Here is a 24,451-nt window from a genome sequence, read left to right as displayed (position 1 = left end):
TTTTCGGAGAAACCATGCCGCGCGCGACGCTCCGCGTGGAATAGCCTTATTTTGCGAGCCAGCGCACAAATAATAATTATCTGAAACCCGGAGTGAAATATCGTAATTGAGCTGAGTCAGTCACCCATATCAAATATGGCTTCAACGCAGACCATTCGGGTACTGATGCTAAGGAGCAAACCATGCACGCTTATTTCGATCAGATCGATCGGGTTCGTTATGAAGGTCCCCAGTCGACGCATCCTCTCGCTTTCCGCCATTACAATCCTGATGAGGTGATCCTCGGCAAGACCATGGCGGAACATCTGCGCTTTGCCGCCTGCTACTGGCACACCTTCTGCTGGAACGGCGCGGATATGTTTGGTGTCGGCGCCTTTGATCGTCCCTGGCAGAAAAGCGGCGATGCATTGCAGCTGGCAAAGCAGAAGGCGGATGTGGCCTTTGAGTTCTTCCACAAGCTGAATGTGCCCTGGTACTGCTTCCACGACGTGGACGTCTCACCGGAAGGGGATTCGCTGCAAAGCTACAAAGAAAACTTTGCTGCCATGACCGATAAGCTGCTGGAGAAACAGCAGGAGACCGGCGTGAAACTGTTGTGGGGCACCGCTAACTGCTTTACCCATCCGCGCTATGGCGCAGGTGCGGCGACCAACCCCGATCCGGCGGTCTTTGCCTGGGCAGCGACACAGGTCTGCAGCGCCATGCAGGCGACGAAAACGCTGGGCGGCGAAAACTATGTGCTGTGGGGGGGACGTGAAGGGTATGAAACGCTGCTAAATACCGATCTGCGGCAGGAGCGCGAGCAGATTGGCCGCTTTATGCAGATGGTCGTCGAGCATAAACATAAAATCGGCTTCCAGGGCACGCTGCTGATCGAACCGAAACCGCAGGAGCCGACCAAACATCAGTATGACTACGATGTCGCCACGGTTTATGGCTTCCTGAAACAGTTCGGGCTGGAGAAAGAGATCAAGGTGAATGTGGAGGCGAACCACGCCACGCTGGCCGGTCACTCCTTCCATCACGAAATTGCCACCGCCATTGCGCTGGGCATTTTCGGTTCGGTGGATGCGAACCGTGGCGATCCGCAGTGTGGCTGGGACACCGATCAGTTCCCGGTCAGCGTGGAAGAGAACGCGCTGGTGATGTACGAAATCCTTAAAGCGGGCGGCTTTACCACCGGCGGTTTAAACTTTGATGCCAAAGTGCGTCGTCAGAGCACCGACAAATATGACCTTTTCTACGGTCATATCGGGGCAATGGATACGATGGCGCTGGCGCTGAAGGTGGCGGCGCGCATGATCAGTGATGGCGAGCTGGATAAGCGTGTGGCGCAGCGCTACAGCGGCTGGAATGGTGAGTTCGGCCAGCAAATTCTGAAAGGCGAGTTTTCCCTCGACGCGCTGGCGGCGCATGCTCAGCAGCAGCAGCTCAATCCGCAGCATCAGAGCGGGCGTCAGGAGCAGCTGGAAAATCTGGTGAATCACTATCTGTTTGATTTCTGAATCTTCAGGAGCGGAGCATGTATATCGGGATCGATTTAGGCACCTCTGGCGTCAAAGTGGTGCTGATGGATGCACAGGGCAACGTGGTGGCGACAGAAACCTCGCCGCTGCAGGTTTCGCGTCCACACCCCCTGTGGAGCGAGCAGGATCCCGAAAGCTGGTGGCAGGCGCTGGATCAGGCGATGCAGGCGCTGAGCGCACAGCAGGATCTGGATGCCGTGCAGGCCATCGGGCTGAGCGGACAGATGCATGGAGCGACGCTGCTCGACAGCGCAAACCAGGTCTTACGCCCGGCCATGCTCTGGAATGATGGACGCAGTGAGGCGCAGTGCCGTGAGCTGGAGCAGAAGGTGCCGGATTCGCGGGCGATCACCGGAAATCTGATGATGCCCGGCTTCACGGCCCCCAAACTGCTGTGGGTGCAGCAGCATGAACCGGCCATCTTCCGTCAGATCGCGCACGTGCTGCTGCCCAAGGATTACCTGCGCTGGCGGATGAGTGGCGACTTCGCCACGGATATGTCAGATGCCGCAGGCACGATGTGGCTGGATGTGGCGCAGCGTGACTGGAGCGATGTGATGCTGCACGCCTGCGATCTCAGTCGCGACCAGATGCCGCAACTCTATGAGGGCAATGCCCTGACCGGCACCTTACATGCTGACCTGGCGACACGCTGGAAGATGAACGCGGTGCCGCTGGCCGCTGGCGGGGGCGACAATGCCGCCGGCGCCACAGGCGTCGGCATGACCGAACCCGGCCAGGGGATGCTGTCGCTGGGCACTTCCGGCGTCTATTTTGTGGTAAGCGACGGCTATCTCAGCAATCCGCAGCAGGCCGTTCACAGCTTCTGTCACGCGCTGCCGCAGCGCTGGCATCTGATGTCGGTGATGCTGAGTGCGGCCTCCTGTCTGGACTGGGCCGCGGCGCTGACCGGCTGCCGGGATGTGCCTGAGCTGCTGGATGAAGCCGCGCGGGCGCGTGATGAGGTGCCGCCACTCTGGTTTCTGCCCTATCTTTCCGGTGAACGCACGCCGCACAACAATCCCAACGCCCTCGGCGCCTTCTTTGGTTTTACCCACCAGCATGGTCGTCCCGAGCTGGCGCGGTCGGTGCTGGAGGGGGTCGGCTTTGCGCTGGCGCAGGGCATGGATGTGCTGCATGAGTGTGGTGTTCAGCCAGAGAGCATTATGCTGATCGGCGGCGGAGCGCGCAGTGCGCTGTGGCGTCAGATGCTGGCGGATATCAGCGGCCAGACGCTGGATTACTGTCATGGCGGCGAGGTTGGCCCGGCACTGGGCGCGGCCAGGCTGGCACAGCAGGCGCTGGATGCCAGCGTCACCGTCCCGACACCGGTGCGGGTGCAGCGGCATCAGCCGGATCCCGGCAGAATGGCGGAGTACCGCTCACGCCGGGAAACCTTTGCAACCCTCTATCGGCAGCTCCTGCCGCTGATGAACTGATCGTGCCAGCCCGGCGCACGCTGAGCAGTATCAGAAAGCCCTGATGGCCGGGAGAGCGATCCCCCGGTCACCGTCTGTCAGCCAATCGCGCCCAGCGTATCTTCCTGACCCTGCTTCTTCGGCAGCAGGAACAGCGTCGCCACAATATCCAGCAGATAAATCAGCGCCAGCAGGGTAATCGCCGCCGTGAACGAAAACTGACTGGCCAGCAGCCCTATCACCACCGGCCCAAAGCCGCCCACGCCACGACCCAGGTTGAACAGGACATTCTGCGCGGTGGCCCGCACCTGCGGCGGGAAGGTATCGGAAATCAGTGCACCGTAGCCGCCAATCATGCCGTTAACGAACATTCCCATGATCGCGCCGGTCACCAGCATAATGGTGGGATCGCGCAGCTGGGCGTAGACCACCACCATCACCACGGCACCAAACTGGTAGAGCAGGAAAATTTTCCAGCGCGCAAAGCGGTCGGCCAGCACGCCAAACAGCCAGATGCCAAAGGTCATCCCGACGACGGTGACCGCCGTCCAGAGACCCGATTTGGTCAGGCTGAAGTCAAAGCTGGAGGAGAGGTAGCTTGGCATCCAGATCATCAGCCCGTAGTAGCCAAAGTTCTGCACGGAACAGAGAATAAAAATGCCGAGGCTGGCTTTGGCGGTGGTGCGATCGCGCACCAGCAGCTTCAGGCGCGCCGGGAAAGAGAGCGACGGCACCTGCTTGACCTGACGCTGATACGCTTCCGGCTCGCCCATGCCGCGGCGGATAGCAAACGAGACCAGCGCCGGCAGCAGCCCGACCAGGAACATGCCGCGCCAGCCGATAAGCGTCAGCAGCGGCGGCGTGATAAAGGCCGCCATCAGCACGCCGAGCTGCCAGCCAATGCCGACCCACGCTGACGCGCGATTGCGCTTCTCCACCGGCCAGGCTTCGGCAATCAGCGCCATGCCGATACCAAACTCGCCGCCCAGTCCGACGCCCGCCAGCGTGCGCCAGGCGAGCAGATCCCAGTAGCCCTGCGCCACCGCGCACAGACCGGTGAAGACAGAAAAGACCAGAATCGTGACGGTGAGCATACGGATGCGGCCAAAACGGTCGCTGAGATGACCAAACACGATGCCACCGATTACCGCGCCAATCAGCGTCCAGGTCACCAGCGATCCCGCCTGTGAGGGGTTGAGCGCCAGCGAAACGGAGATAGCCGGCAGCATAAAGCCGAGTATCAGCAGGTCGAATCCATCCATGGCATAACCACTGACCGCAGCCAGCATCGCTTTGCCGGGCGTGACGCCTGGCTTAGATTGGGGAGAAGGGGACATCTTTGCGCACCTCAGAGAGAAAAGTGCCGCAATTATAAAGAGTGTTCAGGGTGTGACCAATTGAAAAGGCTTATCCCTGCGCCGGGCAGGCGCAGGGCAAGCGGGATCAGGAAGGGCGGTTGCTGCCGTCATCACCCGACAGCAGTTCGTCGAGACGGTCACCGCCAACGTGGCGGAAATCCTGACCTTTAACGAAATAGAAGATGATTTCGCAGATGTTCTGGCAGCGATCGCCGATGCGCTCAATCGCACGGGCGCAGAACAGCGCCGTCAGCACGCTGGGAATGGTGCGGGGATCTTCCATCATGTAGGTCATCAGCTGACGCACAATGCCCTCATACTCTTTATCCACCTTTTTATCTTCACGGTAGATAGTGATCGCCTCATTGAGATCCATGCGGGCAAAGGCGTCCAGCACATCATGCAGCATCTGTACGGTATGGCGGCCCAGCGACTCCAGGCTGACCAGCAGCGGCAGATGCTGCTGACCAAACTTCTCCAGCGCCGTGCGGCTGATCTTCTCTGCCACGTCGCCAATGCGCTCCAGCTCAGAGATGGTTTTGATGATCGCCATCACCAGCCGCAGATCGATTGCGGTTGGCTGACGTTTGGCGATGATGCGCACGCAGGCTTCATCAATCTCCACCTCCATCATGTTGACCTTCTGGTCACCGTCGATCACCCGCTGCGCCAGCTCGCCGTCCAGGTTGTGCATCGCGGTAATCGCGTCGGTCAGCTGCTGCTCGACCATCCCGCCCATGATCATCACCTGAGTGCGGATATGCTCCAGCTCGGCATTGAACTGACCGGAGATGTGTTTGTTCAGATTCAGATTATCCATGTCGATCTCCTGTCAGATCAGCCGTAGCGGCCGGTAATGTAGTCTTCAGTCTGCTTCTGCGCCGGTTTGGTAAACAGCGTGTCGGTGTCGCTGAACTCAATCAGCTCGCCCAGATACATAAAGGCCGTATGGTCAGAGCAACGTGCCGCCTGCTGCATGTTGTGCGTCACGATCACCACGGTGTAGTCCTGCTTCAGCTCGGTGATCAGCTCCTCGATACGCCCCGTCGAGATCGGGTCCAGCGCCGAGCAGGGCTCATCAAGCAGTAACACTTCCGGGCGAATCGCGATGCCGCGCGCAATGCAGAGACGCTGCTGCTGACCGCCGGAGAGACTGTAACCGCTCTGATGCAGCTTGTCTTTGGTTTCATTCCACAGCGCCGCTTTGGTCAGCGCCCACTGCACGCGCTCATCCATATCGGCACGTGACAGCTTTTCAAACAGGCGCACGCCAAAGGCGATGTTGTCATAGATCGACATCGGGAAGGGGGTCGGCTTCTGAAAGACCATGCCGACGCGGGCGCGCAGCAGCGCAATATCCTGCTGGGCCGTCAGAATATTTTCGCCATCCAGCAGAATGTCCCCTTCGGCCCGCTGCTCAGGATAGAGGGAGTACATTTTGTTAAAGGTACGCAGCAGGGTCGATTTACCGCAGCCCGATGGCCCGATAAATGCCGTCACCTGATTCTTAGCGATATCCAGGTTGATGTTCTTCAGCGCATGAAACTTACCGTAATAGAAGTTCAGATTACGGACCTGAATTTTATCGGCTGATGCCGTCGCGATACTCATCATTCATCTCTCTTATACGGCGCCGCAGCGGGCCGCGCCGGAAGTTAACCGTGTTTGCCTTTGGCGAAAATCACCCGCGCGACAATGTTCAGCAGCAGCACGCACAGGGTAATAATCAGCACGCCCGCCCAGGCCAGGCTCTGCCATTCGGCGAACGGGCTCATGGCGAACTTAAAGATGGTGACCGGCAGGTTGGCCAGCGGCTGCATCATGTCCGTGCTCCAGAACTGATTCGAGAGCGCGGTAAACAGCAGCGGTGCCGTTTCCCCGGCGATGCGGGCGATGGCCAGCAGCACGCCGGTGATGATGCCGGAGACGGACGCCTTCAGGGTGATGGCCGAGATCATTTTCCACTTCGGCGTGCCCAGGGCGTAAGCCGCTTCACGCATGCTGTCTGGCACCAGACGCAGCATGTTTTCGGTGGTACGGATTACAATCGGCACCTGCAGCAGCGCCAGCGCTATCACCCCGGCCCAGCCGGAGAAGTGCTGCATCTGCGACACCACAAGGGTGTAGACGAACAGGCCGACCACAATCGACGGTGCCGACAGCAGAATGTCGTTAATAAAGCGGATCATCTCTGACAGGGCGGACTTGCGTCCATATTCCGCCAGATAGATACCGGCCAGAATCCCCAGCGGCGTGCCAAAGAAGGTTGACCAGAAAATCAGTAATCCACTTCCGGCCAGGGCATTCGCCAGCCCGCCGCCCGCAGTGTTCGGTGGCGGGGTCGATTCGGTAAACAGGGACCAGGAGAGGCCATCCACGCCGCGGGAAACCGTGGTGAAGAGGATCCACACCAGCCAGAACAGGCCAAACGCCATTGTCAGCAGCGACAGCGTCAGCGCGATCTTATTTTTGGTGCTGCGCCAGGACTGCATTTTACGGCGTGAAGCGTCCAGTTCGGCACGCGCCTGAATTTCAATCGTGGTCATGAGCGCGCTCCTTCACTTTTCGCCAGGCGCATAATCATCAGCTTGGAAATCGCCAGAACGATAAAGGTAATCACAAACAGGATCAGCCCCAGCTCCATCAGCGCGGCAACATGCACACCCGACTCCGCTTCCGCAAACTCGTTGGCCAGCGCCGAGGTAATGCTGTTACCCGGCATAAACAGCGACGGGCTGTCGAGCTGGTAGGTGTTGCCGATAATAAAGGTGACCGCCATGGTCTCACCCAGTGCACGACCCAGTCCCAGCATGATGCCGCCAATCACGCCGTTTTTGGTAAACGGCAGGACGATGCGCCAGATCACTTCCCAGGTGGTGCAGCCGATGCCGTAGGCGGACTCTTTCATCATGACCGGCGTCTGCTCAAAGACGTCGCGCATCACGGAGGCGATGTAAGGGATGATCATGATGGCCAGAATCACCCCCGCCGCGAGAATACCGATACCGAAAGCGGGGCCGGAGAAGAGCGCGCCGACAATCGGAATGCCTGACATGACGTCGTTGACCGGCGTCTGAAAATATTCGGCAAACAGCGGGGCGAAAACAAACAGGCCCCACATGCCATAAACGATGCTCGGAATCGCCGCCAGCAGCTCAATAGCGGTGCCCAGCGGACGACGCAGCCAGCCGGGTGCGAGTTCAGTCAGGAACAGCGCGATACCAAAACTGACCGGCACGGCGATAATCAGCGCGATAAGGGAGGTCACCAGCGTGCCGTAGATCGGCACCAGAGCACCAAATTCTTCATTGGGCGCATCCCAGGTTTTGGTCCACAAAAAGGCGAAACCAAACTTCTGGATGCTGGGCCACGAGGAGATGATCAGGGAGACGATAATGCCGCCCATCAGTAACAGGACAATCAGCGCAGCCAGCCGGACCAGTGCACCGAAAATTTTGTCACCCTGTTTGCCTGGGGCTTTGAAAGCCGGCTTCGTTGCAGCCATAGAAGTCTCAGTCTTCAGAGGTTATCGGGGCGGCATGACGCCGCCCGCTGGGTCTGACCGGACTACCGTCCGGTCAGGGTCGTTCAATTACTGATAAAGCGCTTTACCAGAACTGTCTTTGATGTTGGCTTTCCATGCGGCACGGATCTGTTCGGTTACGCTCGCAGGCAGCGCCGCATAATCCAGCGCGTTAGCCGTTTTGCCGCCGCTTTTGTAAGCCCAGTCGAAGAACTTCAGCACTTCAGCGCCTTTGGCCGCATTCGCCTGATCTTTGTAGATCAGAATGAAGGTGGTGGAGGAGATAGGCCAGGCATCTGCACCCTTCTGGAAGGTCAGGTCCTGGGCAAACGATTTGCTCCAGTCAGCGCCTTTCGCAGCATTGCTGAAGCTGGTTTCGTCTGGCGCGACCGCTTTGCCATCGGCATCCATCAGTTTGGTGTAGGTCAGGTTATTCTGTTTGGCGTAGGCATATTCCACGTAGCCGATTGAACCCGGCAGACGCTGAACAAAGGCGGCGACACCGTCGTTGCCTTTCCCGCCCAGACCGACTGGCCAGTTTACGGTGTTCCCTTTACCGATTTTGCTGTTCCACTCCGGGTTCACCTTCGCCAGATAGCTGGTGAAGACGAACGAGGTGCCTGAACCATCGGCGCGGCGCACCACGTTGATGTTGGTCTCTGGCAGTTTTACGCCCGGGTTAAGCCTGGCAATCGCCGGGTCGTTCCATTTTTTGATGGTGCCGAGGTAGATATCACCGACGGTTTTGCCATCCAGCGTCAGCTGGCCTGACTTGATGCCTGGCAGGTTAACCGCCAGTACCACGCCACCGATGACGGTCGGGAACTGGAACAGGCCATTTTTCTGCAGATCTTCCTCTTTCATAGGCGCATCGGACGCACCGAAATCCACGGTTTTGGCGATGATCTGTTTGACACCACCGGATGAACCGATGCCCTGGTAGTTAATTTTGCTACCGGTGGCTTGCTGATATTCTGCTGCCCACTTGGCATAAACCGGTGCCGGGAATGTCCCGCCAGCGCCCGTGAGATCGGTGGCCGCAAAAGCAGATACCGCGCTGACGGCGAAGGTGGTGGCAAGAATTCGGGCTACGGTGCTACGCATCAGTGTCATGTTCCCTCCAGGGGAGAAAAGTCAGGCTCGGGGCCGTTTTAGTAAGAGTCAGTGATTGCTGCAGGAGGGAAAATAGGACAGTTTGATGACAGTGAAATGTACGAAATATGACAGTTATATGACAGTGCGCAAAAATGAAGTGGGCCCACTCTGGGGCCCACCTGATTATTCCACGGTAACCGATTTGGCCAGGTTACGGGGCTGGTCGACGTCGGTGCCTTTGATCAGGGCGACGTGATAGGAGAGTAACTGCAACGGCACGGTGTAGAAGATAGGCGCAATCACCTCTTCGACATGCGGCAGCGGGATAATCTTCATCCCATCACTGTCGCTGAAGCCGGCATCCTGGTCGGCAAAGACATAGAGCAGGCCGCCACGGGCGCGCACCTCTTCGATGTTGGATTTGAGCTTCTCCAGCAGTTCGTTATTGGGTGCCACCACGATGACCGGCATATCGGCATCAATCAGCGCCAGCGGGCCATGTTTCAGTTCGCCAGCGGCGTAAGCTTCCGCATGGATGTAGGAGATCTCTTTGAGCTTCAGCGCCCCTTCCATAGCGATCGGATACTGATCGCCACGTCCCAGGAACAGCGCGTGATGCTTGTCAGAGAAGCCTTCGGCCAGATTCTCAATCAGCTTATCCTGCGCCAGCATCTGCTCAATACGGCTGGGCAGCGCCTGCAGCGCGTGCACGATCTCATGCTCGGTATCGGCGGACATCCCTTTCAGACGGCCCAGTTTCGCCACCAGCATCAGCAGGACGGCGAGCTGCGTGGTGAACGCCTTGGTCGACGCAACGCCGATTTCAGTGCCCGCTTTGGTCATCAGCGCCAGGTCCGACTCGCGCACCAGCGACGAACCGGCCACGTTGCAGACCGCCAGCGATCCCAGGTAGCCCAGCTCTTTCGAGAGGCGCAGCGCCGCCAGGGTATCGGCGGTCTCGCCCGACTGCGACAGGGTGATCAGCAGGCTGTTTTTGCGCACCGCTGACTTGCGGTAGCGGAACTCCGAGGCGATCTCAACATCACAGGGGATGTTAGCCAGCGACTCAAACCAGTAGCGTGACACCATGCCAGAGTTATAGGAGGTGCCGCAGGCGATAATCTGGATATGCTCGACCTGGCTCAGCAGCGCCTCGGCACCCGCACCCAGCTCGCTGAGATCCACCTGCCCCTGGCTGAAGCGACCGCTCAGGGTACTTTTCAGCGCCATCGGCTGTTCATAGATCTCTTTCTGCATGTAGTGACGGTAAATGCCTTTGTCACCGGCATCATATTGCAGGTTCGACTCAATTTCGGCGCGCGTCACGCTGTTGCCTTCACGATCGATTACCGTCACGTCGCGGCGGCTGATCTCGGCGATATCGCCCTCTTCCAGATAGATGAAGCGACGGGTGACCGGCAGTAACGCCAGCTGATCGGAGGCGATAAAGTTTTCACCCACGCCGCGACCGATGACCAGCGGGCTGCCGGAACGGGCCGCCACTAGCCGTGAAGGATCGCGGCTGTCCATGATGACCATGCCATAGGCACCGCGCAGCTGCGGGATCACGCGCAGCACCACGTCACGCAGCGATCCACCCTGCTTCTGCTCCCAGTGAACCAGATGCGCCACCACTTCCGTGTCGGTTTCAGAAACAAAAACGTAGCCGCGTTCGATCAGCTCCGCGCGCAGCGGCTCATGGTTTTCGATAATGCCGTTGTGCACGATGATGATATGTTCTGAGACGTGCGGATGCGCATTCGCTTCCGACGGCTCGCCATGGGTTGCCCAGCGCGTGTGCGCGATGCCGGTGCCCCCAATCAGCGGCTGCTGTTCAGCAGCTTCCGCCAGTTTCTGCACCTTCCCTAAACGCCGCAGGCGCGTAACGTGCCCCTGACGATCGACCACGGCCAGACCGGCCGAATCATATCCGCGATATTCAAGACGACGCAGACCTTCCAGCAGAATCTCTGCGATATCGCGCTGTGCTACTGCACCAACAATTCCACACATAATGATGTTTTCCTGACTACATGGCTTTTCGCCACTTTCGTTGTCATGCGACCTGATATCCGGCTTTGCCGGTTCCCCGAGCCTTGTAGAGAGTGGGGATTATAGTTTTGGCACTGCACTGTTCCGGCCCGCATAAAGCGGGCCGTTAAAAATTTATTTTTTCTTCACCGGACGCTGCCAGTCCGCTTTGTGATTCTGCTCTTTGCGGTTGTAGACCAGCCCGGCGTGCGTCACATCCTTCATGATGGTGGTGCCTGCCGCGATAGTGGTGCCTGCTGCCACGCTGACCGGGGCCACCAGCTGGGTATCGGAGCCCACAAAGACATCATCGCCAATCACGGTCTTCGATTTGTTCGCGCCGTCATAGTTACAGGTGATGGTGCCTGCACCGATATTTACGTTGTCGCCGATCTCCGCATCGCCGAGATAGGAGAGGTGACCCGCTTTCGATCCTCTGCCCAGACGCGCTTTTTTCATTTCCACGAAGTTACCCACATGGGCGGCGTGCGCCAGATCGCTGCCGGGACGCAGACGGGCAAACGGCCCGACGGTAACGGCGGTCGCGAGGGTGGCATCCTCGATCACGCTATAGGGGCTGATTTCGCAATCGTCGCCGATTACGCTGTTTCTGATGATGCAGCCCGCACCGATTTTCACGCGTGCGCCCAGCGTCACCTGGCCTTCAATAATGACGTTGGTGTCGATCTCCACATCCCGCCCATGCGTCAGCGTTCCGCGCAGGTCAAAACGGGCCGGATCGCGCAGCATCACGCCCGCCAGCAGCAGTTTTTCCGCCTGTTCCGCCTGATAAGTGCGTTCTAAGGTCGCCAGCTGCAGCCGGTTGTTCACCCCGTCGGTTTCACTGATACGCGCCGGATGAACGGCATTGATCGTCCGCCCTTCCTGATGCGCCAGCGCAATAATGTCGGTGATGTAATATTCGCCCTGCGCATTATTGTTGGTGAGCTGCGCCAGCCAGCGTTTTAAATCGCCGCCGTTGGCAATCAGGATACCGGTGTTGATTTCGGTAATGGCAAGCTGTGCCGGGCTGGCATCTTTCTGTTCGATGATGCCGGTGATGGTGCCGTTCTCACGCACAATGCGCCCGTATCCGGTGGGGTCGTCCAGCACCACGGTGAGTAACCCGATACCGCCCTGCGGTCTGGCTTCGCGCAGCCGCTTCAGGGTCTCCAGGGAGATCAGCGGCACGTCACCATACAGCATCATGATCTCTTCATCATCGGCAAACGCAGGCGCAGCCTGCTGCATCGCGTGGCCGGTGCCAAGCTGTTCAGCCTGCAACACCCAGTTGAGTGCATTATCAGTGAGGGTTGCTTTCAGGCGGTCGCCGCCGTGACCATAAACCAGATGGATGTGCTGTGCGCCCAGCCCTTTGGCGGCGTCAATGACATGCTGAACCATCGGTTTGCCTGCCAGCGTATGCAGAACTTTCGGCAGATCGGAATACATACGGGTGCCCTTGCCAGCAGCAAGGATCACCACACTCATCGCACTGTTAGACATAACTATCCTGGGTGAATTTTTACGGGTGAAAGTAAAACGGTTTAGGGGGGAGATTACTACATTTTTCTCAGGCCGAAATTAGGCGAAGAGGCCGATTTGCCACAGCAGACAAAAAAAATGCCAGCCCGAGGGCTGGCATTTCGTGACGCATAAAGCTGGATTACATCGCTTTTTTGGTCAGTTCGATCACGCGCAGTTTAGCAATGGCTTTCGCCAGCTCGGCAGAGGCCTGAGCATAGTCCACGTCGCCGTGGCTGCTGTTCATGTGCTCTTCTGCTTTGCGTTTTGCTTCCAGAGCACGCGCTTCATCCAGATCGGTACCGCGAATCGCGGTATCGGCCAGAACGGTGCTGCTGCCCGGTTGCACTTCCAGCACGCCGCCAGAGAGGTAGATATACTCCTCTTCGCCGTGCTGTTTCACGATACGGATCATTCCAGGCTTAATGGCAGTCAGCAGCGGCGCATGGCCAGGGAAAATCCCCAGTTCACCTTCGCTACCTGACACCTGAATTTTCTGTACCAGACCAGAGAACAACTGCTCCTCTGCGCTGACCACATCCAGGTGATAAGTCATAGCCATAATCTTCCTCCCGGGAAACCGTTATTACAGTTTCTTCGCTTTTTCCACGGCTTCTTCGATGGCACCAACCATGTAGAAGGCCTGCTCTGGCAGGTGGTCAAACTCACCTTCCATGATGCCTTTAAAGCCACGGATAGTGTCTTTCAGGGAAACGTATTTACCCGGTGAACCGGTGAATACTTCCGCAACGAAGAACGGCTGAGACAGGAAGCGCTGAATCTTACGCGCACGTGCCACCAGCAGTTTGTCTTCTTCAGACAGCTCATCCATACCGAGGATGGCGATGATGTCTTTCAGCTCCTGATAACGCTGCAGCAGTGACTGAACGCCACGTGCAACATCATAGTGCTCCTGACCCACAACCAGCGGATCCAGCTGACGGCTGGTAGAATCCAGCGGGTCAACGGCCGGGTAGATACCCAGAGAGGCGATCTGACGGCTCAGCGTAACGGTTGAGTCCAGGTGCGCGAAGGTGGTCGCTGGTGACGGGTCAGTCAGGTCATCCGCAGGAACGTAAACGGCCTGTACGGAGGTGATTGAACCGGTCTTGGTGGAGGTAATACGCTCCTGCAACACACCCATCTCTTCTGCCAGCGTTGGCTGGTAACCTACCGCAGATGGCATACGACCCAGCAGTGCAGAAACTTCTGTACCGGCCAGGGTATAACGGTAGATGTTATCGATGAACAGCAGAACGTCGCGGCCTTCATCACGGAATTTTTCCGCCATGGTCAGACCGGTCAGTGCGACGCGCAGACGGTTACCCGGCGGCTCGTTCATCTGGCCATAGACCAGCGCAACTTTATCGATAACGTTAGAGTCGGTCATTTCGTGGTAGAAGTCGTTACCCTCACGAGTACGCTCACCCACACCAGCAAACACAGAGTAACCTGAGTGCTCAGCCGCGATGTTACGGATCAGTTCCATCATGTTGACGGTTTTACCCACACCCGCACCACCGAACAGACCGACTTTACCGCCTTTCGCAAACGGACACATCAGGTCGATAACCTTGATGCCGGTTTCCAGCAGTTCCTGCGAGTTAGACTGATCTTCATAAGAAGGTGCCGCGCGGTGAATAGAGGCGATCTCTACTGCGCTGCCATCTTCTTCTTTCAGCTCGCCTTTCATATCGATTGGCTCGCCGAGAACGTTCATGATACGGCCCAGGGTCGCTTTACCGACTGGAACCTGAATCGGTTTCTGCAGGTCGTTGACGTTCAGACCACGCTTCAGGCCGTCAGACGTACCCATTGCGATGGTACGCACAACGCCGCCGCCCAGCTGCTGCTGAACTTCCAGCACCAGACGTGCATCACCATTCATCACCTCGAGGGCGCTGTACACTTGCGGTACCGCGTCCTGAGGGAATTCGACGTCAACAACGGCGCCGATAATCTGGACAATCTTTCCAGTTGCCATCTTGAATCCTCTACCTAATTCCAAACCTGGTTAAACCGCGGAGGCCCCCGAGACGATCTCGGTAAGTTCCTGGGTGATGCTGGCCTGACGAGCTTTGTTGTACACCAACTGCAGCTCTTTGATCAGATTTCCGCCGTTATCGGTTGCGGCTTTCATCGCCACCATACGTGCGGCCTGCTCACTGGCCAGATTTTCCACCACACCCTGATAAACCTGCGATTCGACATAACGACGCAGCAGGGTATCCAGCAGCGCTTTCGGATCGGGTTCGTACAGGTAATCCCAGGTCTTCGCCTTCATCTCTTCTTCACCTTCCGCTGGCGCTAACGGCAGCAGTTGGGTGATGGTCGGAGTCTGAGACATGGTGTTATTGAACTTGTTACTGACGATCATCAGCTTGTCGATGCGGCCTTCATCATAAGCCTGCAACATCACTTTTACCGGGCCAATCAGGTCAGACAGGGCAGGTTTATCGCCCATGCCGCTGACTTGCGCCACGATGTTGCCACCCACAGCACTGAAGAATGACGCCCCTTTTGAACCGATAATCGACAGATCGCTCTGCACGCCTTTATCGGACCAGGACTTCATATCCGCCAGTAATTTTTTGAACAGGTTAATGTTCAAACCACCACAAAGCCCGCGGTCTGTTGAAACGACCAGGTAGCCGACGCGCTTGACGTCGCGCTGTTCCAGGTAAGGGTGCTTGTATTCCAGATTACCCAACGCAAGGTGACCAATCACTTTGCGCATGGTGTCTGCATACGGACGGCTGGCCGCCATGCGTTCCTGCGTTTTACGCATCTTGGAGGCGGCGACCATTTCCATCGCTTTGGTGATTTTCTGCGTGTTTTTCACGCTTCCAATCTTGCTTCGTATCTCTTTTGCGCCGGCCATTAGCTTCTCCTCAAAGCCTTGCGGCCTGCCTTTTCAGACAAGCCGCCAGACATTACCAGGACTGGGTTGCTTTAAACGTATCGATCAGGCCTTTCAGCTTCGCTTCGATATCGTTGTTAAAGTTGCCCGACTGGTTGATTTCAGCCATCAGCTCAGCGTGGTCGCGATCGGCGAAGGCCAGCAGTGCAGCTTCAAAGCTACCAATTTTTGCCAGTTCAACGTCGTTCAGGTAGCCACGCTCGGCAGCGAACAGAACCAGACCCTGCTGCGCGACAGACATCGGCGCATACTGTTTCTGCTTCAGCAGCTCGGTCACTTTCTGACCGTGGCTCAGCTGTTTACGGGTTGCATCATCCAGATCAGAAGCGAACTGCGAGAACGCCGCCAGTTCACGATACTGTGCCAGCGCGGTACGGATACCACCGGACAGTTTCTTGATGATCTTGGTCTGTGCAGCACCACCAACACGGGATACCGAAATACCTGGGTTAACCGCCGGACGAATACCGGAGTTGAACAGGTTCGATTCCAGGAAGATCTGACCGTCAGTAATCGAGATTACGTTGGTCGGAACGAACGCAGAAACGTCGCCCGCCTGAGTTTCGATGATCGGCAGTGCCGTCAGTGAACCAGTTTTACCTGTCACCGCGCCATTAGTGAAACGCTCAACATATTCAGCGCTTACGCGTGATGCACGTTCCAGCAGACGAGAGTGGAGATAGAACACGTCGCCAGGGAATGCTTCACGACCTGGTGGACGACGCAGCAGCAGAGAGATCTGACGGTATGCGATAGCCTGCTTGGAGAGGTCATCATAAACGATCAGCGCATCTTCACCGCGGTCACGGAAGTATTCGCCCATCGCACAACCTGCGTACGGAGAGAGATACTGCAGTGCAGCAGATTCAGACGCAGACGCCACAACAACGATGGTGTTCTGCAGTGCGCCATGCTCTTCCAGCTTACGAACCACGTTAGAGATGGTTGAGGCTTTCTGACCAATCGCAACGTAGACACACTTGATGCCTGAGTCGCGCTGGTTGATGATCGCATCGATCGCCATCGCGGTTTTACCGGTCTGACGGTCACCGATGATCAGCTCACGCTGGCCACGGCCGATTGGAATCATCGCATCGACCGACTTATAACCGGTCTGAACCGGCTGGTCGACTGACTGACGATCGATAACGCCAGGAGCAATCACTTCAACCGGTGAGAAACCGTCGTTGTCGATTGCGCCTTTACCGTCGATAGGAGCACCCAGGGTGTTCACGACGCGGCCCAGCAGGCCACGGCCTACCGGTACTTCAAGAATACGGCCAGTACACTTAACCTTCATGCCTTCGGCGAGGTCAGCGTAAGGACCCATCACCACAGCACCAACCGAGTCACGCTCGAGGTTCAGGGCGATAGCGTAACGGTTACCCGGCAGGGCAATCATCTCACCCTGCATGACATCGGCCAGGCCGTGTACGCGGATGATACCGTCACTTACAGAAACAATCGTACCTTCGTTGTGAGCTTCGCTCACGACATTGAACTGAGCAATGCGCTGCTTGATCAGTTCGCTGATTTCGGTGGAATTCAGTTGCATATGCTCCAGTCCCCTTAAGACTGCAAGACGTCAGCCAGACGGTCAAGACGGCCGCGTACGCTGCCATCAATAACCAGATCACCCGCACGGATGATCACGCCTGCCATCACAGACTTATCAATTTTGCAATTCAGCTTAACTTTGCGTGACAGACGTTTTTCCATCGCGGCGCTGATTTTATTCAGCTGGTCGTCACTCAGCGTACTGGCGGAGATAACATCAACTTCAGCGGTGGCTTCATGAGCGTCACGCAGTTCGATGTATTGGGCCAGTACAGCCGGAAGCGCTGTCAAACGTCCGTTTTCCGCCATCACCTTAATCAGGTTCTGCGCGGGTTCATCCAGTTGATCACCACAGACTGCGTTAAACGACGCTGCCAGCGCTTCCGGTGCTAACGCACCAGAGAGAAGATCAGCCATCTGTTCATTGCGAGCCACTTCTGCGGCGAACGCCAGCATCTGTTGCCAGCGTTCAATACTTTGATGCTCAACAGCAAAGTCAAAAGCTGCTTTGGCGTAGGGGCGAGCTACAGTAATCAGATCAGACATCAGCCCCTCCCTCCTTACAGTTCAGCGACCAGTTTATCAACGATGTCGCTGTTAGCAGCTTCATCCACGGAGCGTTCGATGATCTTCTCGGCGCCAGCCATAGCCAGCAACGCGACTTGCTTACGCAGTTCTTCACGTGCACGTTTACGTTCGGCGTCAATTTCCGCCTGCGCTTGTGCCACGATACGATTACGTTCGTTTTCAGCTTCGGTTTTGGCTTCGTCCAGAATCTGCGTGCGACGCTTGTTCGCCTGCTCGATAATGACCTGAGCGTCTTCTTTGGCTTTTTTCAGCTGGTCGGTCGCATTAGCCTGCGCGAGATCCAAATCTTTCTTCGCACGTTCAGCAGAAGCAAGGCCTTCAGCAATTTCTTTCTGGCGCTTTTCGATGGCAGCCATAATCGGCGGCCATACGTACTTCATGCAGAACGCGACAAACAGGATGAACGCGATAGCCTGGCCGAGGATTGTTGCATTAATGTTCACAGCACAATGCCTCTAGATTGAGTATTTAACTTTTCTGCCGTTATCAGCGATAAGCGGCAGAATCCGTTCACCCCTGCACATTGTGCGCTGAGTGAACACAGGGCTTTAGGCGACAGCAAACATCACGTACAGACCCAGACCAACAGCGATCATCGGGATTGCATCCACCAGACCCATTACAACAAAGAACTGCGTACGCAGCAGAGGAATCAGGTCAGGCTGACGAGCAGCGCCTTCCAGGAATTTTCCTCCGAGGATGCCGATACCGATCGCAGCACCGATTGCCGCCAGGCCCATCATCACAGCGGCAGCCATGTACAGCAGATCCATATTCAGGTTTTCCATGACAGTCTCCAGTTTGTTTCAGTTAAATGCTCCCTTCATCTTCCGGGCTTCAGCGGCGTGCGCTGCCACCCGGAATCAGGAGGGAAAGTAGTGTTGAGAAAAAAATCAATGCTCTTCAGATGCCATCGACAGATAGACGATCGTGAGGACCATGAAAATGAAAGCCTGTAGCGAAATGATCAGGATGTGGAAAATGGCCCACGGCACATTCAGCACCCACTGTGACCACCACGGCAACAGACCGGCAATAAGGATAAAGATCAGTTCACCCGCATACATGTTACCGAACAGTCGTAAACCCAGTGACACAGGCTTAGACAGCAGGCTCACACCTTCCAGAATCAGGTTGATCGGGATGAAGATCGGGTGGTTAAAAGGCTGCAGCGTCAGCTCTTTCGTGAAGCCGCCAATGCCTTTCATTTTGACGCTGTAGAACAGAATCAAAATAAATACGCCCAACGCCATAGAGAGCGTGATGTTCACGTCTGCAGACGGTACGACGCGCAGCGCCGGTAACCCCAATACGTGCTCGCCGATATAAGGCAGCAGGTCGATTGGCAGCAGATCCATGAAGTTCATCAGGAAGACCCAGACAAAGATTGTCAGAGCCAGCGGGGCGATAAGTTTACTCTTACCGTGATACATGTCGCGCACGTTACTATCAACGAAGCCGACAACCAGTTCGATAGCCGCCTGCATTTTCCCTGGCACACCGCTGGTGACAGACTTCGCCACGCTACGGAACAACACCAGGAAGATAACTCCCAGCACCAGAGAGAAAAACATGGAATCGATATTTAATACCCAGAACGTCGCGGGAGCGTCGTGCGGATTCACTAACTCGAAGGTACGCAGGTCCAACTGAAGATGAGTCAGGTGGTGACCAATGTACTCTTGCGGAGTAGAGATTTCTCCTGCAGCCATGATGCCTCTTACCCTTTGTTGTTAATTACCGCCGGTGCCAGCATGTGTACCACCAGCACCGATAACCAGGTTATTCCGACCGGCCAGAAGACCGCGCCGAATAGACCCAACGCCACAATGAGCAAAATGATGGTCGCAAACACTTTGGCTATTTCACCTAAAGCGAAGCTCCACGCGACTCGCCCCGAAGCGGGGGATTGCCCCTGCAGGCGCCAGGCTAAAAACAAAAACAATACGTTTGGCAGCCAGGCTGCCGCTCCGCCAGCAAGAGCAGAGACACCCCACGTGACATCTTTAACAGCAAAGAGTGCGCCGATGATGACTATCGTCACCAGCTGAATCATCAGCACCGTTCGGGCGAATTTCACACTGTAAAGAGACACTGACATGACGCTGATACTCTCCTGCCCCATCAGGGGTATGTCGCGTGTCGTATAAGACTGCCTTTGCGCAGTTGAGTCAAGCAGCAAAAGCCGTGCAAATTATACGGGCCGCACCTGCGATTTCAATCGGTAAGTAGCGAAAAGGTGAACAATTATTTAAATTTCTTTCCGGAGGGCTATTTTTCCAAAGATTACCCTGCCGGAATTCATCTGAATCGGACTGAAAATTCACTGGCGTCTTGCTTTTAAAGCGTGCTTTAGATCACATAATAAGCACCTGCGCAAGAATGAGTTTTATCAGGGTGCTATTTCAGCGCCCGGCCTGCATCGGTTAAGGCTAGTTGAATCAGCCACTTAAAATTAGATCGCTGTAGCGGAAAGCGTAATTTCCCGGAAAACAGGCTATTGACATCGAACTGTGCCTGAGAATCGTGAAACTGATATTACGCACGGCAGGTTATTACCGCGATATATTTTCTGACGTGACTATTTTTATTCCGCTACCCGGCTATACAAGTGATATTTCTGATAACCAAATGTGAATTAAAGGTTAAATGTAACAGAGCTTTTCGGATAATTTCCATCGGCCTTTTTAACCTTCTTACCGCGCGCGTTTAATCAAAAACTTTTATCACACCGATCTCGTCTGCGTTTTTTTTAATCAGCCGCCTGAGAGGGCCTGAGGCTGAAACGCGCTAAGACCCTGCTGACGATAAGGTTACTGGTGACGCAGAATGACCAGGTGGCGGTCACCGTCCAGCTGAGGCACCTGCAGTCTGATGACGGAATCTACCCCAAAGCCCGCCGGTAAAGCGGCAATTTCATCATCTGGTCGTACCCCTTTCAGCGCAAAGAAGCGCCCTTCCCTTCCCGGCAGATGATGACACCAGGTCACCATATCGGTCAGGGAGGCAAAAGCACGGCTGATCACCCCGTCGAACGGGGGTTCCGCCGGGAAGGTCTCTACCCGGCTCTGGACCGGAGTGATGTTAGTAAGTCCTAACTCATGCTGAACCTGACGCAGGAACCGGACCCGCTTGCCCAGACTGTCGAGCAGCGTAAAGTGCGCATCCGGCATGACGATAGCCAGCGGAATGCCTGGCAGACCCGGTCCGGTGCCAACATCAATAAAACGTGCGCCCTGAAGGTGCGGCGCCACCACGATACTGTCGAGGATATGACGCACCAGCATCTGCTGCGGATCGCGGACGGAGGTCAGGTTGTAGGCTTTGTTCCACTTATCCAGCAGGCCGACATAGGCAACCAGCTGCTGTTTTTGTTGATCGGAGAGGGAAATACCGGCTGCATTGAGCAGCGACGTGAGTGTGTTAATCACAGCATAAGTCCATTCAGCGGGGGCGAGTCTCCTCGCCCCGTTTAAGATCAGGCGCTTTTGCGCAGCAGACCCTGTTTTTTCAGGTAAATAAGCAGAATCGAGATGGCCGCCGGGGTAATACCGGAAATGCGCGTCGCCTGCCCGATCGACGTCGGCTTGTGATCGTTCAGCTTGGCGATCACCTCATTGGAGAGTCCATTCACCTGGCGATAGTCGAGCTCAACCGGCAGCAGCGTGTTCTCATTACGCAACTGACGATCAATCTCTTCCTGCTGACGCGCGATGTAGCCTTCATACTTCACCTGAATCTCAACCTGCTCAGCGGCCTGCTCATCGGCCAGTGCCGGGCCGAAGGCCTCCAGCGCCATCAGCTTCAGATAGGTCATCTCTGGACGACGCAGCAGATCTTCACCACTCGCTTCTTTGGTCAGCGGCGCGCTGAGCACCGTGTTGACGTCGGAAACGTGTTCGGATTTCGGATGAACCCAGATATCGCGCAGACGCTGACGCTCCTGCTCAATCGCTTCCAGCTTCTGGTTGAAGCGCGCCCAGCGTGCATCATCGACCAGACCCAGTTCACGGCCGGTTTCGGTCAGACGCAGATCGGCATTGTCTTCGCGCAGCATCAGACGGTATTCGGCACGGGAGGTAAACATGCGGTACGGCTCTTTGGTGCCGAGCGTACAGAGGTCATCAACCAGCACGCCCAGATAAGCCTGATCGCGACGCGGTGCCCAGCCTTCTTTGTCAGCAGACTGACGGGCGGCGTTCAGACCGGCCAGCATCCCCTGCGCAGCGGCTTCTTCATAACCGGTTGTGCCGTTGATCTGTCCGGCAAAGAAGAGGCCGTCGATAAACTTACTCTCCAGCGTCGGTTTGAGATCGCGCGGATCGAAGAAGTCATACTCGATGGCATAACCCGGACGCACGATCTTCGCATTCTCCATCCCCTTCATTGAGCGGACGATCTGCATCTGCACGTCAAACGGCAGGCTGGTAGAGATACCGTTCGGGTAGATCTCATTACTGGTCAGCCCTTCCGGCTCCAGGAAGATCTGATGCGAGTTACGATCGGCAAAGCGCATGACTTTGTCTTCGATCGACGGGCAGTAGCGCGGGCCGATCCCTTCGATGATCCCGGCGTACATCGGGCTGCGATCCAGGTTTTCGCGGATCACGTTGTGGGTTTTCTCGTTGGTATGGGTGATCCAGCACGGCACCTGTTGCGGATGCTGAGCGGCACTGCCCATAAACGAGAAGACCGGCATCGGGTTATCCCCATGCTGCGGGCTCAGCACTGAAAAATCGATGGTGCGAGCGTCAATGCGCGGCGGCGTGCCGGTTTTGAGGCGGTTTACCCGCAGCGGCAGCGCGCGAAGTCGTTTTGCCAGCGGAATGGACGGGGGATCACCTGCGCGACCGCCACTGTAGTTGTCCAGACCGATATGAATTTTGCCGTCCAGGAAGGTTCCGACGGTCAGTACCACGGTTTTCGCGCGGAACTTCAGTCCCATCTGAGTCACGGCACCCACCACACGATCGTTTTCAACGATGAGATCGTCGACCGCCTGCTGGAAGATCATCAGATTAGGCTGGTTCTCCAGGGCAGTGCGCACCGCCTGGCGATAGAGCACGCGATCGGCCTGAGCACGGGTGGCCCGCACCGCCGGCCCTTTGCTGGCGTTTAGTATCCTAAACTGGATACCGGCCTGGTCGATCGCATGGGCCATCAGACCCCCCAGGGCATCCACTTCCTTCACCAAATGTCCTTTGCCAATGCCACCGATCGCCGGGTTGCAGGACATTTGTCCAAGCGTATCAATGTTATGGGTGAGTAACAGGGTTTGCTGACCCATTCGGGCTGCCGCCATTGCGGCTTCGGTGCCCGCATGACCACCACCAATTACGATGACGTCAAAAGGATCCTGATAAAACATGAAGTGGTACCTCGGTTGATGAACGTGCAGGATCGTCGTCCTGGGGCGTGGATTCTACTCAAATTCCGTCTGGGGTGAAAGCCGCGGGATCGTCCGGTTTTAAAAGAAAGGATCTTAGATCTGTATATGATCTTTCTGTTAGATCTCTTATTAGGATCCCGGCCTCCTGTGGATATGTGCCAGAAGCATTGCATAAACAACAGGATGGGCAGGATCACTAGCTGTGAGTGATCGGTGATCCTGATCCGTATAAGCTGGGATCAAAACCTTAGGTTATACACAGCTCAAAAAACATGCATCGGTTGTTCTTTGGATAACTACCGGTTATACGCAGTAAAAGAGGGTAGTTATCCACAAAATAAACGAGCGGAAAAGGATAAAATCAGCATCTTCCACTGGGGATCGTCACTATTTCGCGATCCCCGTCCACTATTCAGATCGCGTTTTTCCACGTTTCCAGCCAGGCCTCTGCCGGATCTTCGGGGATCTCATGCTCCAGCACGTCAATCTCCAGACGATCGCCTATCCGCTGCGCCCCCTGTGCGGTCAGCAGCGCATCAATCTGGCGGATCGCGCCGCAAAAGAGATCGTACTCATGGTTGCCGAGTCCGACAGCGCCAAAGCGAACCTGAGAAAGATCAGGCTGGCTGTCGCGGATAGCTTCAGCGAGTGGCAGCAGATTGTCAGGGATATCGCCGGCACCATGCGTTGAGCAAACCACCAGCCAGATACCGGTCTGCGGCACCTCATCCAGCTCCGGGCCATGCAGCAGCTGCGTGGAGAAGCCTGCTTCCTGTAATTTTTCTTCCAGATGTTCAGCCACATACTCGGCGCTTCCCAGAGTACTGCCACTGATTAAGGTAATATCGGCCATCTTGCTCTCCCGGACAGTAAGGCGAGCATTGTACGCTGTGATCAAGCGGTGATCCACCTGTGGACAACAGGGTTAATGGATCGGGAAAGGCGAACGCAGCCGTTGTCAGCCGCCACATTCGTCAGGGATAAGATTATGCACAGGGGAAGGAACGATCAGGGCTTGATGGTACGCATGATCGGGTTTTGCAGCGAGATCAGGGTTTCGGTTGACTGAATTTCATCAATGGTCTGGATCTTGTTGATCAGCACCTGCTGCAGGGCATCGATTGACCGGCACATCACCTTAATAAAGATGCTGTAGTGACCGGTGGTGTACCAGGCTTCAACCACCTCATCCAGCGCATCCAGTTTGCTCAGCGCCGCCGGATAGTCACGCGCGCTCTTCAGGATAATGCCGATAAAGCAGCAGACATCAAACCCCAGCTGGCGCGGATCGATATCCACCCGCGTGCCCAAGATAATACCCGCCTGCTTCATCTTCTCTACGCGCACATGAATGGTGCCGGGACTGACATTAAACTGCTTTGCCAGCTCGGCGTAAGCGGTGCGCGCATTCTCCAGCAGGGCATTCAGAATGCCGCGATCCAGGTTGTCGAGCTGCAGATGTTCGGCCATGGCCATCCTCGTTGTGGGTCTGCTTAAGTGAACAAGGGTGAATGTGCAGCAA

23 protein-coding genes are annotated in these 24,451 nt (G+C 56.3%); 2 read left to right on the top strand and 21 right to left on the bottom strand.

Annotation, left to right across the window (positions count from 1 at the left end; all coding sequences use genetic code 11):
• The first annotated feature begins 182 nt into the window (after nucleotides 1-182).
• Together xylA and xylB are read left to right on the top strand one after the other, a co-directional pair.
• On the top strand, nucleotides 183-1,505 hold the full coding sequence (gene xylA / locus HFD97_RS12500) for a xylose isomerase (protein WP_009088230.1): 1,323 nt from the start codon (nucleotides 183-185) through the stop codon (nucleotides 1,503-1,505).
• Between the two features lie 17 nt (nucleotides 1,506-1,522).
• Nucleotides 1,523-2,965: a xylulokinase gene (gene xylB, locus HFD97_RS12495; protein WP_167432064.1), complete on the top strand. Its 1,443-nt coding sequence runs from the start codon at nucleotides 1,523-1,525 to the stop codon at nucleotides 2,963-2,965.
• 77 nt (nucleotides 2,966-3,042) lie between these two features.
• Here the strand turns inward: xylB and HFD97_RS12490 are convergent, their stop codons facing one another.
• The 21 genes from HFD97_RS12490 to asnC all read right to left on the bottom strand — a co-directional run bounded on the left by HFD97_RS12490 (nucleotide 3,043) and on the right by asnC (nucleotide 24,399).
• Nucleotides 3,043-4,281 (bottom strand): MFS transporter, encoded by a 1,239-nt coding sequence (locus tag HFD97_RS12490; RefSeq protein WP_167432065.1) that lies wholly within the window; start codon nucleotides 4,279-4,281, stop codon nucleotides 3,043-3,045.
• A 106-nt stretch (nucleotides 4,282-4,387) separates the two neighbouring features.
• Entirely contained in the window at nucleotides 4,388-5,122 is a 735-nt protein-coding gene (phoU, locus tag HFD97_RS12485) for a phosphate signaling complex protein PhoU (protein ID WP_009088225.1), read from the bottom strand.
• Nucleotides 5,123-5,139: 17 nt separating this feature from the next.
• Nucleotides 5,140-5,913, bottom strand: coding sequence for a phosphate ABC transporter ATP-binding protein PstB (gene pstB, locus HFD97_RS12480; RefSeq protein ID WP_009088223.1), 774 nt, complete (start codon nucleotides 5,911-5,913; stop codon nucleotides 5,140-5,142).
• A 44-nt stretch (nucleotides 5,914-5,957) separates the two neighbouring features.
• Complete coding sequence (gene pstA, locus HFD97_RS12475) at nucleotides 5,958-6,848, bottom strand: phosphate ABC transporter permease PstA (RefSeq protein WP_167432066.1); 891 nt, start codon at nucleotides 6,846-6,848, stop codon at nucleotides 5,958-5,960.
• Nucleotides 6,845-7,807, bottom strand: coding sequence for a phosphate ABC transporter permease PstC (gene pstC, locus HFD97_RS12470; protein ID WP_009088219.1), 963 nt, complete (start codon nucleotides 7,805-7,807; stop codon nucleotides 6,845-6,847). The genes pstA and pstC overlap by 4 nt, the downstream gene beginning before the upstream one ends.
• Before the next feature lie 87 nt (nucleotides 7,808-7,894).
• Nucleotides 7,895-8,938: a phosphate ABC transporter substrate-binding protein PstS gene (gene pstS / locus HFD97_RS12465; RefSeq protein ID WP_009088217.1), complete on the bottom strand. Its 1,044-nt coding sequence runs from the start codon at nucleotides 8,936-8,938 to the stop codon at nucleotides 7,895-7,897.
• Between the two features lie 165 nt (nucleotides 8,939-9,103).
• Complete coding sequence (gene glmS / locus HFD97_RS12460; RefSeq protein ID WP_009088215.1) at nucleotides 9,104-10,933, bottom strand: glutamine--fructose-6-phosphate transaminase (isomerizing); 1,830 nt, start codon at nucleotides 10,931-10,933, stop codon at nucleotides 9,104-9,106.
• A 153-nt stretch (nucleotides 10,934-11,086) separates the two neighbouring features.
• Nucleotides 11,087-12,457, bottom strand: a complete 1,371-nt coding sequence (gene glmU / locus HFD97_RS12455; RefSeq protein ID WP_167432067.1) for a bifunctional UDP-N-acetylglucosamine diphosphorylase/glucosamine-1-phosphate N-acetyltransferase GlmU — start codon at nucleotides 12,455-12,457, stop codon at nucleotides 11,087-11,089.
• A 160-nt stretch (nucleotides 12,458-12,617) separates the two neighbouring features.
• Nucleotides 12,618-13,037, bottom strand: a complete 420-nt coding sequence (locus tag HFD97_RS12450; RefSeq protein WP_008926374.1) for a F0F1 ATP synthase subunit epsilon — start codon at nucleotides 13,035-13,037, stop codon at nucleotides 12,618-12,620.
• A 24-nt stretch (nucleotides 13,038-13,061) separates the two neighbouring features.
• The gene (gene atpD / locus HFD97_RS12445) at nucleotides 13,062-14,459 is read right to left on the bottom strand and encodes a F0F1 ATP synthase subunit beta (protein ID WP_009088209.1); all 1,398 of its coding nucleotides are present in this window, start codon (nucleotides 14,457-14,459) and stop codon (nucleotides 13,062-13,064) included.
• A gap of 30 nt (nucleotides 14,460-14,489) precedes the next feature.
• Nucleotides 14,490-15,356, bottom strand: a complete 867-nt coding sequence (gene atpG / locus HFD97_RS12440; protein ID WP_003849534.1) for a F0F1 ATP synthase subunit gamma — start codon at nucleotides 15,354-15,356, stop codon at nucleotides 14,490-14,492.
• Nucleotides 15,357-15,408: 52 nt separating this feature from the next.
• On the bottom strand, nucleotides 15,409-16,950 hold the full coding sequence (gene atpA, locus HFD97_RS12435; RefSeq protein ID WP_009088205.1) for a F0F1 ATP synthase subunit alpha: 1,542 nt from the start codon (nucleotides 16,948-16,950) through the stop codon (nucleotides 15,409-15,411).
• A gap of 14 nt (nucleotides 16,951-16,964) precedes the next feature.
• Complete coding sequence (gene atpH / locus HFD97_RS12430) at nucleotides 16,965-17,498, bottom strand: F0F1 ATP synthase subunit delta (RefSeq protein ID WP_009088203.1); 534 nt, start codon at nucleotides 17,496-17,498, stop codon at nucleotides 16,965-16,967.
• A 14-nt stretch (nucleotides 17,499-17,512) separates the two neighbouring features.
• On the bottom strand, nucleotides 17,513-17,983 hold the full coding sequence (atpF, locus tag HFD97_RS12425) for a F0F1 ATP synthase subunit B (RefSeq protein ID WP_009088200.1): 471 nt from the start codon (nucleotides 17,981-17,983) through the stop codon (nucleotides 17,513-17,515).
• Nucleotides 17,984-18,088: 105 nt separating this feature from the next.
• Nucleotides 18,089-18,328 carry a F0F1 ATP synthase subunit C gene (gene atpE, locus HFD97_RS12420; protein WP_003849523.1) on the bottom strand — a complete coding sequence of 80 codons (240 nt, stop codon included), beginning with the start codon at nucleotides 18,326-18,328 and terminating at the stop codon, nucleotides 18,089-18,091.
• 105 nt (nucleotides 18,329-18,433) lie between these two features.
• Nucleotides 18,434-19,252, bottom strand: a complete 819-nt coding sequence (atpB, locus tag HFD97_RS12415; protein ID WP_009088198.1) for a F0F1 ATP synthase subunit A — start codon at nucleotides 19,250-19,252, stop codon at nucleotides 18,434-18,436.
• A gap of 8 nt (nucleotides 19,253-19,260) precedes the next feature.
• Nucleotides 19,261-19,641: a F0F1 ATP synthase subunit I gene (gene atpI, locus HFD97_RS12410; RefSeq protein WP_009088196.1), complete on the bottom strand. Its 381-nt coding sequence runs from the start codon at nucleotides 19,639-19,641 to the stop codon at nucleotides 19,261-19,263.
• Nucleotides 19,642-20,353: 712 nt separating this feature from the next.
• Nucleotides 20,354-20,971, bottom strand: coding sequence for a 16S rRNA (guanine(527)-N(7))-methyltransferase RsmG (gene rsmG / locus HFD97_RS12405; RefSeq protein WP_009088195.1), 618 nt, complete (start codon nucleotides 20,969-20,971; stop codon nucleotides 20,354-20,356).
• Between the two features lie 47 nt (nucleotides 20,972-21,018).
• Nucleotides 21,019-22,908: a tRNA uridine-5-carboxymethylaminomethyl(34) synthesis enzyme MnmG gene (gene mnmG / locus HFD97_RS12400; protein ID WP_009088193.1), complete on the bottom strand. Its 1,890-nt coding sequence runs from the start codon at nucleotides 22,906-22,908 to the stop codon at nucleotides 21,019-21,021.
• Between the two features lie 433 nt (nucleotides 22,909-23,341).
• Nucleotides 23,342-23,782: an FMN-binding protein MioC gene (gene mioC, locus HFD97_RS12395; RefSeq protein WP_058957195.1), complete on the bottom strand. Its 441-nt coding sequence runs from the start codon at nucleotides 23,780-23,782 to the stop codon at nucleotides 23,342-23,344.
• A 155-nt stretch (nucleotides 23,783-23,937) separates the two neighbouring features.
• On the bottom strand, nucleotides 23,938-24,399 hold the full coding sequence (gene asnC / locus HFD97_RS12390) for a transcriptional regulator AsnC (RefSeq protein WP_009088190.1): 462 nt from the start codon (nucleotides 24,397-24,399) through the stop codon (nucleotides 23,938-23,940).
• Nucleotides 24,400-24,451: the final 52 nt, after the last annotated feature.

Source organism: Pantoea sp. EKM103V (assembly GCF_011800365.1).
Lineage (GTDB): Bacteria > Pseudomonadota > Gammaproteobacteria > Enterobacterales > Enterobacteriaceae > Pantoea > Pantoea anthophila.
This window is presented reverse-complemented; position numbering and strand designations above follow the sequence as displayed.